Consider the following 14,580-nt stretch of genomic DNA (forward strand, 5'->3'; position numbering starts at 1 on the left):
ACTGCATGGTCTGGTCGAGTCACCGAGGGAGCCCCGGAGAGATCTGGGGCTCCCTCGGCGTCACTGCACGTCCGAAGAGGCGATGGTGATGAACTGCTCCAGGGCCTCTCGTGCCTGTGCTCCGAGGGCACTCAGCTCTGTCTTGTCGTTTGCCTTGTGCAAGCTGGATGTGAGGTCGTAGGCATTTTGCGCGGTGTCGATCAGCGTCTGCGTGCTCGCTATGAGCTGGACTCGGAACAGCGAGTGGAGGGCGGTCCCGCGGAGCCGGTAGGCCTCTGTGCGAGCTGCGATGAACGCGGAGCCGTCTGGGTCCTCGTTCTTGCGGTGCCAGCGATCTTGTTGGCTGCGTCGGAACTCTGTCAGCGCTCCGGCGAAGTCGCTGTACACGGTCATCCGATCCGCGCGGAGTTGCTGTTGAGCCGCGAACACTCGGTCGTGTGCAGACGCTTTGCGCTGGAATGCGTGCGTCACAGCGGAGCCCAGCAGCGTTCCGACGATCGCGATTAAGGCCGAGAGGACACCATCCACAGGAGCAGAACATCACAAGATCGTCTGCGTGCCCAGGTGTTTGATGAGACTCGCCCGAAAGCTCTCGATAGTTGGCGTGACCTGCAGAGACGTACCCCAAGATCATTACGCGGTCATTACGTGATCACTGTCATGGGGCTGCGTCTGACCGCATCCGCTTGCGCATGCAAGAAGACCCCGCATCCAGCTAGTTCGCTGGTCGCGGGGTCTTTAGGCACTTCACACGAAGTGCCCCCGGCAGGATTCGAACCTGCGCACACGGCTCCGGAGGCCGTTGCTCTATCCCCTGAGCTACGGGGGCGTGTCTCGCGGTGTTCGCGGCGACGGGTAGAACCCTACCAGCTCTTTCGGGGTCGTCATGAACGGTTTCCCTGGTGGTCCCGTTGGGCGGGGTCCCCCGGACGGGGTGGAAGTGGGGAAAACCCGTACGCGGCCGGTTGGGCGGACCTACTCTCGAGTTGTGTCAGGCGCGTCCGGCCGGGTTCTTGTTGTGGACGACAACAAGGTCATCCGGCAGCTGATCAGGGTCAACCTCGAGCTGGAGGGTCTCGAGGTCGTGACCGCGGCCGACGGTGCCGAGTGTCTGGACGTCGTCCATCAGGTGCGGCCCGATCTCGTCACCCTGGACGTCGTCATGCCGCGGCTCGACGGTTTGCGGACCGTCGCCCGGCTTCGTGCCGACCCCCGCACCCGCTCCCTGCCCGTCGCCATCATCAGCGCCTGCACCCAGCACGAGGTCGAGAGTGGCCTCGATGTCGGTGTCGACGCGTTCCTCGCCAAGCCCTTCGAGCCGTTGGAACTCGTGCAGCTCGTCAAGGAGCTGATGGGCCGTCGTGGGCCGGGGAGTGCCTACGACTATTCCTCTGACCTCGGCGGCGACAACAGCGACAACAGCGACAGCTGCCGCAGTGGCGCCGACCGTGGTGATCCTCAGGCGGGGGAGATGGGGCCAGTGGGATTTCTGGGGCAGTTGGGGGCAGCCGGCAGCTGAGTGGGCGCCCGTAGGCATCGAGCACGCCCTCGCCGTGCCCGGGAGCCCGGAGCGTGCCCCGTCCACATCCCGGACCTTCGCCCAAACCCGTTCGCGTACCCACCCCCCTCCTCGCCTACCCTTGTCCCGTGACCCCCGTTGAGCTCTCCCGTACCGTGCTGTGCGCGGTGCGTCGTGCTGTGGAGGGCGGGGAGCTGACGGTGGCCGTGCCGGCGCGTGCCGTGGTCGCTCCGCCGGGGCCCGGGGGCCGTGGTGACTACGCCACGAACATCGCGCTTCAGCTGGCCCGTCCTGCCGGGCGTGCGCCCCTCGATGTCGCCGAGATCCTTCGGCCCCTGCTCCGGGAGACCGCCGGGGTGGCCGATGTCGAGATCACCGGGCCGGGCTTTCTCAACATCCACCTCGAACGGGCCACCGCCACCGCGGCTCTCGTCCGGGAGATCCTCCAGCGCTCCGGCGACGTCGCGATGCGTGACATGCGTGACATGCGTGACTTGGGTGGCGTGGCTGGCGTGGGTGGCATGCGCGGCGTGGGTGACATGAGTGGCCCAGGCGGCGTGGGTGGCGTGGGTGACATGAGTGGCCCGGGCGGCGTGGGTGGCGTGGGTGACATGAGTGGCCCGGGCGGCGTGGGTGGCGTGGGTGACATGAGTGGCCGGGGCGGCGTGCGTGGCGTGGGCGAGATTGGTGTCGATGCCGACAGAGGTGTCAGCGTCGACGGAGGCGTCAACGTCGACGGCCGTATCGACGGCGACCGAGGTGTCAACGTCGACGCAGGCATCGGCGCCGACGCGCAAACCACCCCCCGCACCCCACCCCCCACCACCCCAAACACCCCCACCCCCGCAAACACCCCCGGCACCCAAACCCCCACCACGCCGGCCCTCCCTTACGGCCACACCCCCACCCTCATCGGTCAGGTCATCCCCCTCCGGATCCCCTACGACATTCGTGCCGAGGTCGTCGCCGACACCCTGGTGCGGATCATCGCCACCCAGGGTGGGCGTGCCGAGGTTCATCATGTGCGGGCCGGGGAAGCCGTCGATCTTCGGCCCGTTCCCGCGCCGGAGGATCCCGCGCCGCTCGGACCCGATGCCGCTCGATGGGCGTTGTTGCACCCCGCGGCGCACGACCGGCCGCGGATCACCGCCGATCATCTGCTGCAGCGAGAGAGCAATCCTCTCTTCCGTGTGCGGTATGCCCATGCGCGTGCCCGTGCCCTCGGCCGCAACGCCGGCCGGCTCGGGTTCGGCGCGGTGCCCGGTGACGTAGCCGATGCGGCGCCGTTGACGCGCGCCCTCGGTGCGTATCCGCACGCCCTCACCCAGGCGGCGGCCCACCGTGCGCCCGACCGGCTCGCCCGGCAGCTCGTGGCCGTCGCCGACGGGCTGCTCGCCTTCCAGCACACCGTGCTCCCGCTCGGCGACGAGAAACCCTCGGCCGCCCACCGCGCCCGGCTCGCCCTTGCCGAAGCCGCCGGGACGGTGCTGGCCGGCGGCCTGTCCCTGCTCGGCATCAGCGCACCCGACTACCTCTGAGATCCCGAGAGAGCCCAGACCGACATGAGCCGTTCCGCACATCCCGCCGGGCCCCGCCACGCCGACGTGCTGCCCGAGGGCCACTACTCCGCGCCGCCCGCCGACCTCAACGTCCTCGATCCCAAGGTGTGGGCGCAGACCGTCACCCGTGACGGCCAGGGCGTCGCCACGGTGGGCGGGATCGACGTGAAGACCCTTGCCGAGCAGTTCGGCACCCCCGCCTACTTCCTGGACGAGGCCGACTTCCGGGCCCGGGCGCGCGCCTGGCGTACCGCCTTCGGGCCGGACGCGGACGTGTTCTACGCGGGGAAGGCGTTTCTGTCCCGTGCCGTCGTGCGCTGGCTGCACGAGGAGGGGCTGAACCTGGACGTGTGCTCGGGGGGCGAGTTGGCCACCGCTCTCGCCGCGGGCATGCCCGCGGAGCGGATCGCCTTCCACGGGAACAACAAGTCCACCGAGGAGATCACCAGGGCCGTCGAGAGCGGTGTCGGGCGGATCGTGCTCGACTCCTTCCAGGAGATCGTGCGGGTCGCCCACATCGCCTCGTCCCTGGGCCGGCGGCAGCGGGTGCAGATCCGGGTCACCGTCGGCGTGGAGGCGCACACGCACGAGTTCATCGCCACCGCCCACGAGGACCAGAAGTTCGGGATCCCGCTGGCGGACGGGCAGGCCGCCGAGGCCGTGCGTCGTGCCCTTCAGCTCGACGGGCTGGAGGTCATCGGCATCCACAGCCACATCGGTTCGCAGATCTTCGACATGTCGGGCTTCGAGGTCGCTGCGCACCGCGTCGTGGGGCTCCTGAAGGACATCCGGGACGAGCACGGCATCGAGCTGCCCGAGATCGACCTCGGCGGCGGGCTCGGGATCGCGTACACGAGCGACGACGATCCGCGGGAGCCGCACGAGATCGCCAAGGCGCTGAGCGAGATCGTCTCCCGTGAGTGCGACGCGGCGCGGCTGCGGACCCCGCGGATCTCCGTCGAGCCCGGGCGCGCCATCGTCGGGCCGACCGCGTTCACGCTGTACGAGGTCGGCACGATCAAGCCGCTCGACGGGCTGCGTACGTACGTCTCCGTGGACGGCGGCATGTCGGACAACATCCGCACCGCGCTCTACGACGCGGAGTACAGCGTCGCCCTGGTCTCCCGCACCTCCGACGCCGAGCCCATGCTGGTCCGGGTGGTCGGCAAGCACTGCGAGAGCGGGGACATCGTGGTCAAGGACGCGTTTCTGCCCGCCGATCTCGCGCCGGGCGACCTCATCGCCGTACCGGCCACGGGCGCGTACTGCCGTTCCATGGCCAGCAACTACAACCACGCCCTCCGGCCGCCCGTCGTCGCCGTGAACGACGGGGAGGCCCGGGTCATCGTCCGCCGGGAGACGGAGGAGGACCTGCTCCGTCTCGATGTCGGATGACGACCGTTCCGGAGGGTCTGGGCCGGGCCCCGGGGATCGGCGGAAGATCTCCTGTCCTGCGCCGCTGACAAGATGAAATAGATGTCTCACGATCCGGACAAAGGGCAGAAAGCCCCGTCCGGTGAGTGAGACTGGATCCACCGTAGACCGTATGAGGAAACGAGGTCGGATGATGCGTACGCGTCCGCTGAAGGTGGCGCTGCTGGGCTGTGGGGTTGTCGGCTCAGAGGTGGCGCGCATCATGACGACGCACGCCGACGACCTCGCCGCCCGGATCGGGGCCCCCGTCGAGCTGGCGGGGGTCGCGGTCCGCAGGCCCTCCAAGGTGCGGGAGGGCATTCCCGCCGAGCTCGTCACCACGGACGCCACCGCCCTCGTCAAACGGGGTGACCTCGATGTCGTCGTCGAGGTCATCGGGGGGATCGAGCCCGCCCGGACCCTCATCACCACCGCCTTCGAGCACGGCGCCTCGGTCGTGTCCGCGAACAAGGCGCTGCTCGCCCAGGACGGGGCGGCCCTGCACGCGGTGGCGGAGGAGCACGGCCGCGACCTCTACTACGAGGCCGCCGTCGCCGGTGCCATCCCGCTGATCCGGCCGCTGCGCGAGTCCCTCGCCGGCGACAAGGTCAACCGGGTGCTGGGGATCGTCAACGGGACGACGAACTTCATCCTCGACAAGATGGACTCCACGGGGGCCGGGTACCAGGAGGCGCTCGACGAGGCCACCGCGCTGGGATACGCGGAGGCCGACCCCACCGCTGACGTCGAGGGCTTCGACGCGGCCGCCAAGGCAGCCATCCTCGCCGGGATCGCCTTCCACACGCGCGTGCGCCTCGACGACGTCTACCGCGAGGGCATGACCGAGGTCACCGCCGCCGACTTCGCCTCGGCGAAGGAGATGGGCTGCACCATCAAGCTGCTCGCCATCTGCGAGCGGGCCGCGGACGGGGGCTCGGTCACCGCGCGCGTGCACCCCGCCATGATTCCGCTGACCCATCCGCTCGCCTCCGTGCGCGGTGCGTACAACGCCGTGTTCGTCGAGTCGGACGCCGCGGGGCAGCTCATGTTCTACGGCCCCGGCGCGGGCGGCGCCCCGACCGCCTCCGCCGTGCTCGGCGATCTGGTGGCCGTGTGCCGCAACCGGCTCAACGGGGCCACCGGGCCCGGCGAGTCCGCCTACGCCGCCCTGCCTGTGTCGCCGATGGGCGATGTGGTCACGCGCTACCACATCAGCCTCGACGTCGCCGACAAACCGGGTGTTCTCGCCCAGGTCGCCACCGTCTTCGCCGAGCACGACGTCTCGATCGATACGGTTCGCCAGCAGGGTAAGGACGGGGAGGCCTCCCTCGTCGTCGTCACCCATCGTGCGTCCGACGCCTCGCTCAGCGGGACCGTCGAGGCGCTGCGCAAGCTCGACACCGTGCGGGGTGTCGCCAGCATCATGCGGGTTGAAGGAGAGTAACCAGCAATGACCCACCAGTGGCGCGGAATCATCGAGGAGTACCGGGACCGGCTGCCTGTGTCGGACAGCACGCCGGTCGTCACGCTCCGTGAGGGCGGCACGCCGCTCGTGCCCGCGCAGGTGCTCTCCGAGCGCACGGGCTGCGAGGTCCACCTGAAGGTGGAGGGTGCCAACCCCACCGGGTCCTTCAAGGACCGCGGTATGACCATGGCCATCAGCAAGGCCAAGGAGGAGGGGGCCAAGGCGGTCATCTGCGCCTCCACCGGCAACACCTCCGCCTCGGCCGCCGCCTACGCCGTACGCGCCGGGATGGTGTCGGCCGTTCTGGTGCCGCAGGGCAAGATCGCGCTCGGCAAGATGGGGCAGGCCCTGGTGCACGGGGCGAAGATCCTCCAGGTCGACGGCAACTTCGACGACTGCCTCACGCTGGCGCGGGAGCTGTCCGACAACTACCCGGTGGCGTTGGTCAATTCGGTCAATCCGGTGCGTATCGAGGGTCAGAAGACGGCGGCCTTCGAGATCGTGGACATGCTCGGCGACGCCCCCGACATCCATGTCCTGCCGGTCGGCAACGCCGGCAACATCACCGCCTACTGGAAGGGCTACAAGGAGTACGCCGCCGACGGCGTCGCCGGCCGTACCCCGCGCATGTGGGGCTTCCAGGCCTCCGGTTCGGCCCCGATCGTGCGCGGCGAGGTGGTCAAGGACCCCTCGACCATCGCCACCGCCATCCGGATCGGCAACCCCGCGTCCTGGAGTTACGCCCTGGCGGCGCGGGACGAGTCGGGCGGTGCCATCGACGAGGTGACGGACCGTGAGATCCTGCGCGCCTACCGGCTGTTGGCCGCGCAGGAGGGCGTGTTCGTGGAGCCCGCGTCCGCCGCGTCCGTGGCCGGTCTGCTGAAGGCCGCCGAGCAGGGCAGGGTGGACCCCGGCCAGCGGATCGTGTGCACGGTCACCGGCAACGGGCTCAAGGACCCCGACTGGGCCGTCGCCGGTGCCCCGCAGCCGGTCACGGTGCCGGTCGACGCGGCTACGGCGGCCGAGCGGCTCGGACTCGCGTAACCCGGGTGCCCTCGGGGGACAACCTCCATGAGGACAACCGGCAGAGGGGGCACAGGGGGCTTACGACACGCATCGTGCGCCTCCTGTGCGCCCTATGTCGCCACAGAACCTTCCTTCGATAGGCTGTACTGAACCCGCCCGCCGCATATGCCGCGGTGCCGCGTCGTCTCTGCGGCCTCCGGGTCTTCCGTACGCATCGAATTCATTCGACCATCACGCAGCTCAAGGAGAGTCATCGAGCGATGGCCGGTCCAGCGTTCCGCGCCGCCCCCGTCCGGGTGCGCGTCCCCGCCACCAGCGCCAACCTCGGCCCGGGCTTCGACGCCCTGGGCCTCGCGCTGGGGCTCTACGACGACGTCGTCGTCCGGGTGGCCGACTCCGGGCTGCACATCGACATCGCCGGCGAGGGCAGCGAGACGCTCCCGCGGGACGAGAGCCATCTGCTCGTACGGGCTCTGCGCGCCGCCTTCGACATCCTCGGCGGGCAGCCCCGCGGCCTGGAAATCGTCTGCGCCAACCGCGTTCCGCACGGCCGTGGCCTCGGTTCGTCCTCCGCCGCCATCTGCGCCGGCATAGTCGCCGCCCGCGCCGTGACCATAGGCGGCGACAGCCGGCTCGACGACACCGCACTGCTGGAACTCGCCACCGAGATCGAGGGACACCCGGACAATGTCGCGGCGTGTCTCCTCGGCGGGTTCACCCTGTCCTGGATGGAGCGCGGCGGCGCCCGGGCGATCCGCCTGGATCCCGCAGATTCCATCGTTCCGGTGGTTTTCGTGCCCGGAAAGCCGGTGCTGACGGAGACCGCGCGCGGACTGCTCCCGCGCTCCGTGCCGCACGTCGACGCTGCGGCCAACGCGGGCCGCGCCGCCCTGCTCGTCGAGGCGTTGACCAGGCGTCCCGAGCTGCTGCTGCCCGCCACCGAGGACCGGCTCCACCAGGAATACCGGGCCCCGGCGATGCCCGAGAGTGCCGCGCTCGTGGAACGGCTGCGCGCCGACGGAATCCCCGCGGTCATCTCCGGCGCGGGACCCACGGTGCTGGCGCTGGCCGACGACGCGAGCGCCGACAAGGTGGCCGACCTGGCGGGCGAGGGATGGGCCGCCAACCGGCTGGACCTCGACAGCCGGGGAGCGAGCGTGTTGCCGCTTGCGCCCTGACACACGGTCGCCGGATTTGGAGAGGGGGAATGTTTGTTGGATCCGGTAGTGTTAATCTCAAGTCTGCACCTGACCCAGCCATGGCGAGGTGCTTCGTGTCCCCGTCCGGGACAACCTCTCTTCCGGGAGCTTCCCAAATCGCACTGTGTTCCGTATCACGTACGTGAGCGGTATGTCGTACGCGAACACTGAGCTGTTTGCCGAGCACGCTCCGGAATCGGCGTGACCGAGCCGCGTGACACAAAACCGGGTGCCACGGCGTGCAGGGAAACGCCAATCTCCAGATATTTCCTCCGCCGCTTTGGCGGACCACCGCCCCGGCACGGTCCACAGACACCGGACCGAAGCCGGACAGCACAACCGGTCGCCGAGCCAGACAGGCCGACGTCCGCTCCAGGGAAGGACCCTTCGTGAGCGACACCACCGATCTGATGGGCGCACGTGTCGAGGAGACCGCTGCCGCGCCCGCCACGGACGCCTCCGCGCCTGCCACCGGTGCCGGCTCCCGGCGGCGCCGCGGTACCGGCCTCGAGGGCATGGTGCTGGCCGAACTGCAGCAGGTCGCATCCGGCCTCGGCATCAGGGGCACCGCGCGGATGCGCAAGAGCCAGCTGATCGAGGTCATCAAGGAGGCGCAGGCCGGAGGCGGTGCCCCGGCCAAGGCCGAGGACGCCGCCGAGAGCAAGCCGAAGCGCCGGGCCACCTCCAGGACCCGTACCGGCGACGAGGCGGCCGAGTCCAAGGCCGACAAGTCCGAGCAGTCCGTGGCCCCGCAGCAGATCGAGATTCCCGGCCAGGGAGCCGGTGACGGTGCTCCGGCCGAGCGCCGTCGGCGCCGTGCCACCGCCGAGGCCGGCAGCCCCGAGACGGTCGCCGCCGAGGCGAAGAGCGAGCCGAGGGCCGAGACCCCGGCTCCGGCCCAGCAGGCGCAGGGCGAGCCCAAGGCCGCCGACTCCGCGTCGTCTGCCGCGTCCGAGCAGCAGGGTGACGGTGGCGAGGGCCGCCGTCGCGACCGCCGTGAGCGCGGCCGGGACCGCGACCGCCGCGGCAAGGGCGACGAGCAGCAGGGCCAGGGCGGCCAGCAGCGTCAGCAGCAGGGCCAGCAGCAGGGCGGCGGCCGCCAGGACCGCCAGCGGGCCGACGAGGACGGGGACGACTTCGACGGCCGCGGCCGTGGCCGTCGCGGGCGCTACCGCGACCGGCGTGGCCGCCGCGGCCGTGACGACATCGCCGAGCCGCAGGTCACCGAGGACGACGTCCTGATCCCCGTCGCGGGCATCCTGGACATCCTCGACAACTACGCGTTCATCCGCACCTCGGGCTACCTGCCCGGGCCGAACGACGTGTACGTCTCCCTCGCCCAGGTCCGCAAGAACGGCCTGCGCAAGGGCGACCACCTCACCGGAGCGGTCCGTCAGCCCAAGGACGGCGAGCGGCGCGAGAAGTTCAACGCGCTGGTCCGGCTGGACTCCGTCAACGGCATGGCGCCCGAACACGGCCGTGGCCGCCCGGAGTTCAACAAGCTCACCCCGCTGTACCCGCAGGACCGCCTCCGTCTGGAGACGGACCCCGGCGTCCTCACCACCCGCATCATCGACCTCGTCTCGCCCATCGGTAAGGGCCAGCGTGGTCTGATCGTGGCCCCACCGAAGACCGGCAAGACCATGATCATGCAGGCGATCGCCAACGCGATCACGCACAACAACCCCGAGTGCCACCTGATGGTCGTCCTCGTCGACGAGCGGCCGGAAGAGGTCACCGACATGCAGCGGTCGGTCAAGGGCGAGGTCATCTCCTCGACCTTCGACCGCCCGGCCGAGGACCACACCACGGTCGCGGAGCTGGCCATCGAGCGCGCCAAGCGCCTGGTGGAGCTGGGCCACGACGTCGTCGTGCTGCTCGACTCGATCACGCGTCTGGGCCGTGCGTACAACCTCGCCGCGCCCGCCTCCGGCCGCATCCTGTCCGGTGGTGTCGACTCGACCGCGCTCTACCCGCCGAAGCGCTTCTTCGGCGCCGCGCGCAACATCGAGGACGGCGGCTCCCTGACGATCCTCGCCACCGCGCTGGTCGACACCGGCTCGCGCATGGACGAGGTGATCTTCGAGGAGTTCAAGGGCACCGGCAACATGGAGCTCAAGCTCGACCGGAAGCTCGCCGACAAGCGCATCTTCCCGGCGGTGGACGTGGACGCGTCCGGTACCCGTAAGGAAGAGATCCTGCTCGGCGCCGAGGAGCTCAACGTCGTCTGGAAGCTGCGCCGGGTGCTGCACGCGCTCGACCAGCAGCAGGCGATCGAGCTGCTCCTCGACAAGATGAAGCAGACGAAGTCGAACGTCGAGTTCCTGATGCAGATCCAGAAGACGACGCCGACGCCGAACGGCGACTGATCTGGTCGAAGGGCCGCTCCCCCCGTCCTGCGAGGGGAGCGGCCCTTTGCGTTGTCCGGGGCGGTGTCGTCCGCCTGCCCGCAGTGGCCCGTCGTCGATGACGTTCGCCACAGCCCCCGGCCGCGGCCGGGGCCACCCCGGGCGGCGCACCGCCGGGGAAATGCCCAGGTGAGCAGCGTTCTTCCAGGATTCGTGGTGACCCTGCGTGTTCGTCCACGTACGTACCGACCGGACCGGGTTGTGCAACCCTGGCCCCGGTTTCTCCGTCTGACGAACGGAGTGACGATGGAGCGACGGGGGTCCCCCACTCGGGTGAGCCGAGCGACGGGAAAGGGTCGCTCCGCCAGGCCTGGACCTGACCGCAGGGGGTACCCGACCGGACGAGGACTGAGGGAGCACATGCCCGCCGAGAGCACACCCGACGCCATAGCCGACGAGGGCACCGCCGCGACGGACCCGCGTCGCGGGGGGCGCCGCCGCAAGCCGCGTGGAAAGGGGCGCACGGCCCTGCTCGTCGCGGCCTGGACCGCCGGGGGCATTCTCGTCCTGGGCGGCACCGGCGCCGGCATCCTCTACTTCAAGCTCAACGGCAACCTCAGGACCGTCGACATCGACGCGGCCCTCGGCGGCCACCGGCCCAAGAAGGCCGACAACGGCTCCGAGAACATCCTCGTCCTCGGCTCGGACACCCGCTCCGGCGGCAACAAGAAGCTGGGCGGCGGCACCGACGACGGCAGCGCCCGCTCCGACACGGCGATGGTCGTGCACCTCTACAAGGGCCACAAGAAGGCCGCGGTCGTCTCGATCCCGCGCGACACCCTCATCGACCGCCCCGAGTGCACCGACGGCAAGGGCACCGTGCACCCGGCCGCCCCCGGGGTGATGTTCAACTCCGCGTACTCCACCGGGGGCGCCGCCTGCGCCGTGAAGACCGTCGAGTCGCTCAGCGGCGTCCGTATGGACCACTACATCGAGGTGGATTTCTCCGGGTTCCAGAAGCTGGTCGACGGTCTCGGCGGCGTCCGGGTGACCACCACCAAGGACATCGCCGACCAGAACAGCCACCTCGACCTGAAGGCCGGCGAGCACACCCTCGACGGCCGGCAGGCGCTCGGCCTAGTGCGCACCCGGCACGGCGTCGGCGACGGCTCCGACCTCGGCCGCATCCAGCTCCAGCAGGCCTTCGTCAAGGCCCTGGTCGCCCAGGTGAAGCAGCTCGGCGTGCTGACCAGCCCCACCAAGCTGGTGAACCTCGCCGACACCGCGACCAAGACCGTCACCACCGACTCCGACCTGGGCTCCGTCAAGAACCTGGCGTCCTTCGCGAGCGGGCTGAAGGGCATCAGCTCCTCCCACATGAACATGGTGACGATGCCGGTCCGGTACGACCCGGCGAACCCCAACCGCGTCCTGCTGGAGAAGGACAAGGCCCAGACGGTGTGGGACGCCCTCAAGCACGACCGGCCGATTCCGGCGAGCGTGACCAACGGCTCGGCCAGCGGTCAGGCCAAGGGCGTGGTCAGGTCCTGACCGGGTCCGGGCGCGCGTCCACGGCCCTCGGCGCCCTCCGAGGCCATGGGGAATAGATCACTTGTGCCCCCGGTTTTGGGGGATGCGGCCAGTCCTGGCAGACTGGTACGTCGGCCCCGGTTCACGCCTCCGCATCCCGCGGCTGCGACCCGGCGCCCTCCCGAAACCTAGGAGACACCTTGAAGCGCGACATCCACCCCGCGTACGTCGAGACGCAGGTCAGCTGCACCTGTGGCGCGTCGTTCACCACCCGTAGCACCATCGAGTCCGGCACCATCCGGGCCGAGGTCTGCTCCGAGTGCCACCCGTTCTACACGGGCAAGCAGAAGATCCTCGACACCGGTGGCCGTGTGGCCCGCTTCGAGGCCCGCTTCGGCAAGGCTGCCGCTGCCAAGAAGTAGCGAGCCCACAGCGCCGGTCTCCGGTGCTCCTGTGCGCGAGCACGGGGGCGCCGGGACCGGCGCTTTGCGGTGCAGCCCACTCATTGTCGTACGTACGTCCCCCACGCTCGCCCGGGCGGGGGACACTCAGGGAGCCGGAGATGTTCGAGGCGGTCGAGGAACTGGTCGGGGAACACGCCGACCTGGAGAAGAAGCTCGCCGATCCGTCGGTCCACGCGGATCAGGCGAACGCGCGCAAGCTCAACAAGCGCTACGCCGAGCTGAGCCCGATCGTCGCCACGTACCGCTCCTGGAAGCAGTCCGGTGACGACATCGAGACCGCCCGCGAACTGGCCGCCGACGACCCGGAGTTCGCCGCCGAGGTCAAGGACCTGGAGCGGCAGCGCGAGGAGCTGACGGAGAAGCTGCGCTTCCTGCTCGTCCCGCGCGACCCCAGCGACGACAAGGACGTCATTCTGGAGATCAAGGCGGGCGCGGGCGGCGACGAGTCCGCCCTGTTCGCCGGCGATCTGCTGCGCATGTATCTGCGGTACGCCGAGCGCATCGGCTGGAAGACCGAGATCATCGACTCCACCGAGTCCGAGCTCGGCGGCTACAAGGACGTCCAGGTCGCCGTGAAGGCCCGCGGCCAGCTGGAGCCCGGCCAGGGCGTGTGGGCCCGGCTGAAGTACGAGGGCGGGGTGCACCGCGTGCAGCGCGTGCCCGCGACGGAGTCCCAGGGCCGTATCCACACCTCCGCGGCCGGTGTGCTGGTCACCCCGGAGGCGGAGGAGGTCGACGTCGAGATCAACCCGAACGACCTCCGTATCGACGTGTACCGCTCCTCGGGCCCCGGCGGCCAGTCCGTCAACACGACCGACTCCGCCGTGCGCATCACGCACATCCCGACCGGTGTCGTCGCCTCCTGCCAGAACGAGAAGAGCCAGCTGCAGAACAAGCAGCAGGCGATGCGTATCCTGCGCTCCAGGCTGCTCGCCATGGCGCAGGAGGAGGCGGAGAAGGAGGCCGCCGCGGCCCGCCGCAGCCAGGTCCGCACCGTCGACCGCTCCGAGAAGATCCGTACGTACAACTTCCCCGAGAACCGCATCTCGGACCACCGGGTCGGCTTCAAGGCGTACAACCTGGACCAGGTCCTGGACGGCGACCTCGACGCGGTGATCCAGGCGTGCGTCGACGCGGACGCGGCCGCCAAGCTCGCGGCCGCGTAAGCCCCCGTACCCGCACAACGCTCAGCCCCGGAGGACCAGCGTGAACCTGCTGCTCGCAGAGGTGGCCCAGGCCACCCAGCGGCTGGCCGACGCCGGCGTGCCCTCGCCGCGCAATGACGCGGAGGAGCTCGCCGCGTTCGTGCACGGCGTCAAGCGGGGCGAGCTGCACTCCGTCAAGGACGCGGACTTCGACGCCCGCTACTGGGAGGTCATCGCCCGCCGCGAGGCCCGCGAACCGCTCCAGCACATCACCGGGCGCGCCTACTTCCGCTATCTGGAGCTCCAGGTCGGCCCCGGCGTGTTCGTGCCCCGCCCGGAGACCGAGTCGGTCGTCGGCTGGGCCATAGACGCCGTACGGGCCATGGACGTCGTCGAGCCGCTGATCGTGGACCTGTGCACCGGTTCGGGCGCCATCGCGCTCGCCCTGGCGCAGGAGGTGCCGCGTTCGCGGGTGCACGCCGTGGAGCTGTCCGAGGACGCCCTGGAGTGGACCCGCAAGAACGTCGAGGGGTCCAGGGTCGACCTGCGCCAGGGCGACGCCCGCACGGCCTTCCCCGACCTCGACGGCCAGGTCGACCTCGTGATCTCCAACCCGCCGTACATCCCGCTGACCGAGTGGGAGTACGTCGCTCCCGAGGCCCGGGACTACGACCCGGACCTGGCCCTGTTCTCGGGCGAGGACGGCCTCGACCTCATCCGCGGTCTGGAACGCACCGCGCACCGGCTGCTGCGCCCCGGCGGCGTCGTCGTCATCGAGCACGCCGACACCCAGGGCGGCCAGGTGCCGTGGATCTTCACCGAGGAGCGGGGCTGGGCCGACGCGGCCGACCACCCGGACCTCAACAACCGCCCGCGCTTCGCGACCGCACGCAAGGCACTGCCGTGAGCGCG

12 protein-coding genes and 1 tRNA gene are annotated in these 14,580 nt (G+C 70.1%); 11 read left to right on the forward strand and 2 right to left on the reverse strand.

Features of this window, described 5'->3' with window-relative positions; translation table 11 throughout:
* Positions 1-60: 60 nt before the first annotated feature.
* Both ACFY2Z_RS30235 and ACFY2Z_RS30240 read right to left on the reverse strand, forming a co-directional pair.
* A complete protein-coding gene (locus ACFY2Z_RS30235; RefSeq protein WP_390747253.1) occupies positions 61-528 on the reverse strand; it encodes a hypothetical protein in 468 nt (155 codons plus the stop codon).
* 229 nt (positions 529-757) lie between these two features.
* Positions 758-829, reverse strand: a tRNA-Arg gene (locus ACFY2Z_RS30240).
* Positions 830-886: 57 nt separating this feature from the next.
* Between ACFY2Z_RS30240 and ACFY2Z_RS30245 the strand changes: the two genes are divergently transcribed.
* The 11 genes from ACFY2Z_RS30245 to prmC all read left to right on the forward strand — a co-directional run bounded on the left by ACFY2Z_RS30245 (position 887) and on the right by prmC (position 14,575).
* Positions 887-1,519, forward strand: coding sequence for a response regulator (locus tag ACFY2Z_RS30245; RefSeq protein WP_390747254.1), 633 nt, complete (start codon positions 887-889; stop codon positions 1,517-1,519).
* 128 nt (positions 1,520-1,647) lie between these two features.
* Positions 1,648-3,057 (forward strand): ArgS-related anticodon-binding protein NrtL, encoded by a 1,410-nt coding sequence (gene nrtL, locus ACFY2Z_RS30250; RefSeq protein ID WP_390747255.1) that lies wholly within the window; start codon positions 1,648-1,650, stop codon positions 3,055-3,057.
* 24 nt (positions 3,058-3,081) lie between these two features.
* Entirely contained in the window at positions 3,082-4,473 is a 1,392-nt protein-coding gene (gene lysA / locus ACFY2Z_RS30255) for a diaminopimelate decarboxylase (protein WP_390747256.1), read from the forward strand.
* A 169-nt stretch (positions 4,474-4,642) separates the two neighbouring features.
* Positions 4,643-5,935 (forward strand): homoserine dehydrogenase, encoded by a 1,293-nt coding sequence (locus ACFY2Z_RS30260; RefSeq protein WP_390747257.1) that lies wholly within the window; start codon positions 4,643-4,645, stop codon positions 5,933-5,935.
* A gap of 6 nt (positions 5,936-5,941) precedes the next feature.
* Positions 5,942-7,000, forward strand: coding sequence for a threonine synthase (thrC, locus tag ACFY2Z_RS30265; protein ID WP_390747258.1), 1,059 nt, complete (start codon positions 5,942-5,944; stop codon positions 6,998-7,000).
* Between the two features lie 242 nt (positions 7,001-7,242).
* Positions 7,243-8,160 carry a homoserine kinase gene (thrB, locus tag ACFY2Z_RS30270; RefSeq protein ID WP_390747259.1) on the forward strand — a complete coding sequence of 306 codons (918 nt, stop codon included), beginning with the start codon at positions 7,243-7,245 and terminating at the stop codon, positions 8,158-8,160.
* Positions 8,161-8,570: 410 nt separating this feature from the next.
* A complete protein-coding gene (gene rho, locus ACFY2Z_RS30275; protein ID WP_390747260.1) occupies positions 8,571-10,550 on the forward strand; it encodes a transcription termination factor Rho in 1,980 nt (659 codons plus the stop codon).
* Between the two features lie 399 nt (positions 10,551-10,949).
* Complete coding sequence (locus ACFY2Z_RS30280) at positions 10,950-12,080, forward strand: LCP family protein (protein ID WP_390747261.1); 1,131 nt, start codon at positions 10,950-10,952, stop codon at positions 12,078-12,080.
* A 179-nt stretch (positions 12,081-12,259) separates the two neighbouring features.
* Positions 12,260-12,481 carry a 50S ribosomal protein L31 gene (gene rpmE / locus ACFY2Z_RS30285; protein WP_103838593.1) on the forward strand — a complete coding sequence of 74 codons (222 nt, stop codon included), beginning with the start codon at positions 12,260-12,262 and terminating at the stop codon, positions 12,479-12,481.
* 140 nt (positions 12,482-12,621) lie between these two features.
* The gene (gene prfA / locus ACFY2Z_RS30290; protein WP_390747262.1) at positions 12,622-13,689 is read left to right on the forward strand and encodes a peptide chain release factor 1; all 1,068 of its coding nucleotides are present in this window, start codon (positions 12,622-12,624) and stop codon (positions 13,687-13,689) included.
* A gap of 40 nt (positions 13,690-13,729) precedes the next feature.
* A complete protein-coding gene (prmC, locus tag ACFY2Z_RS30295; protein ID WP_311697358.1) occupies positions 13,730-14,575 on the forward strand; it encodes a peptide chain release factor N(5)-glutamine methyltransferase in 846 nt (281 codons plus the stop codon).
* Positions 14,576-14,580: the final 5 nt, after the last annotated feature.

The organism is Streptomyces sp. NPDC001222, from assembly GCF_042896945.1.
GTDB lineage: Bacteria > Actinomycetota > Actinomycetes > Streptomycetales > Streptomycetaceae > Streptomyces > Streptomyces gibsoniae.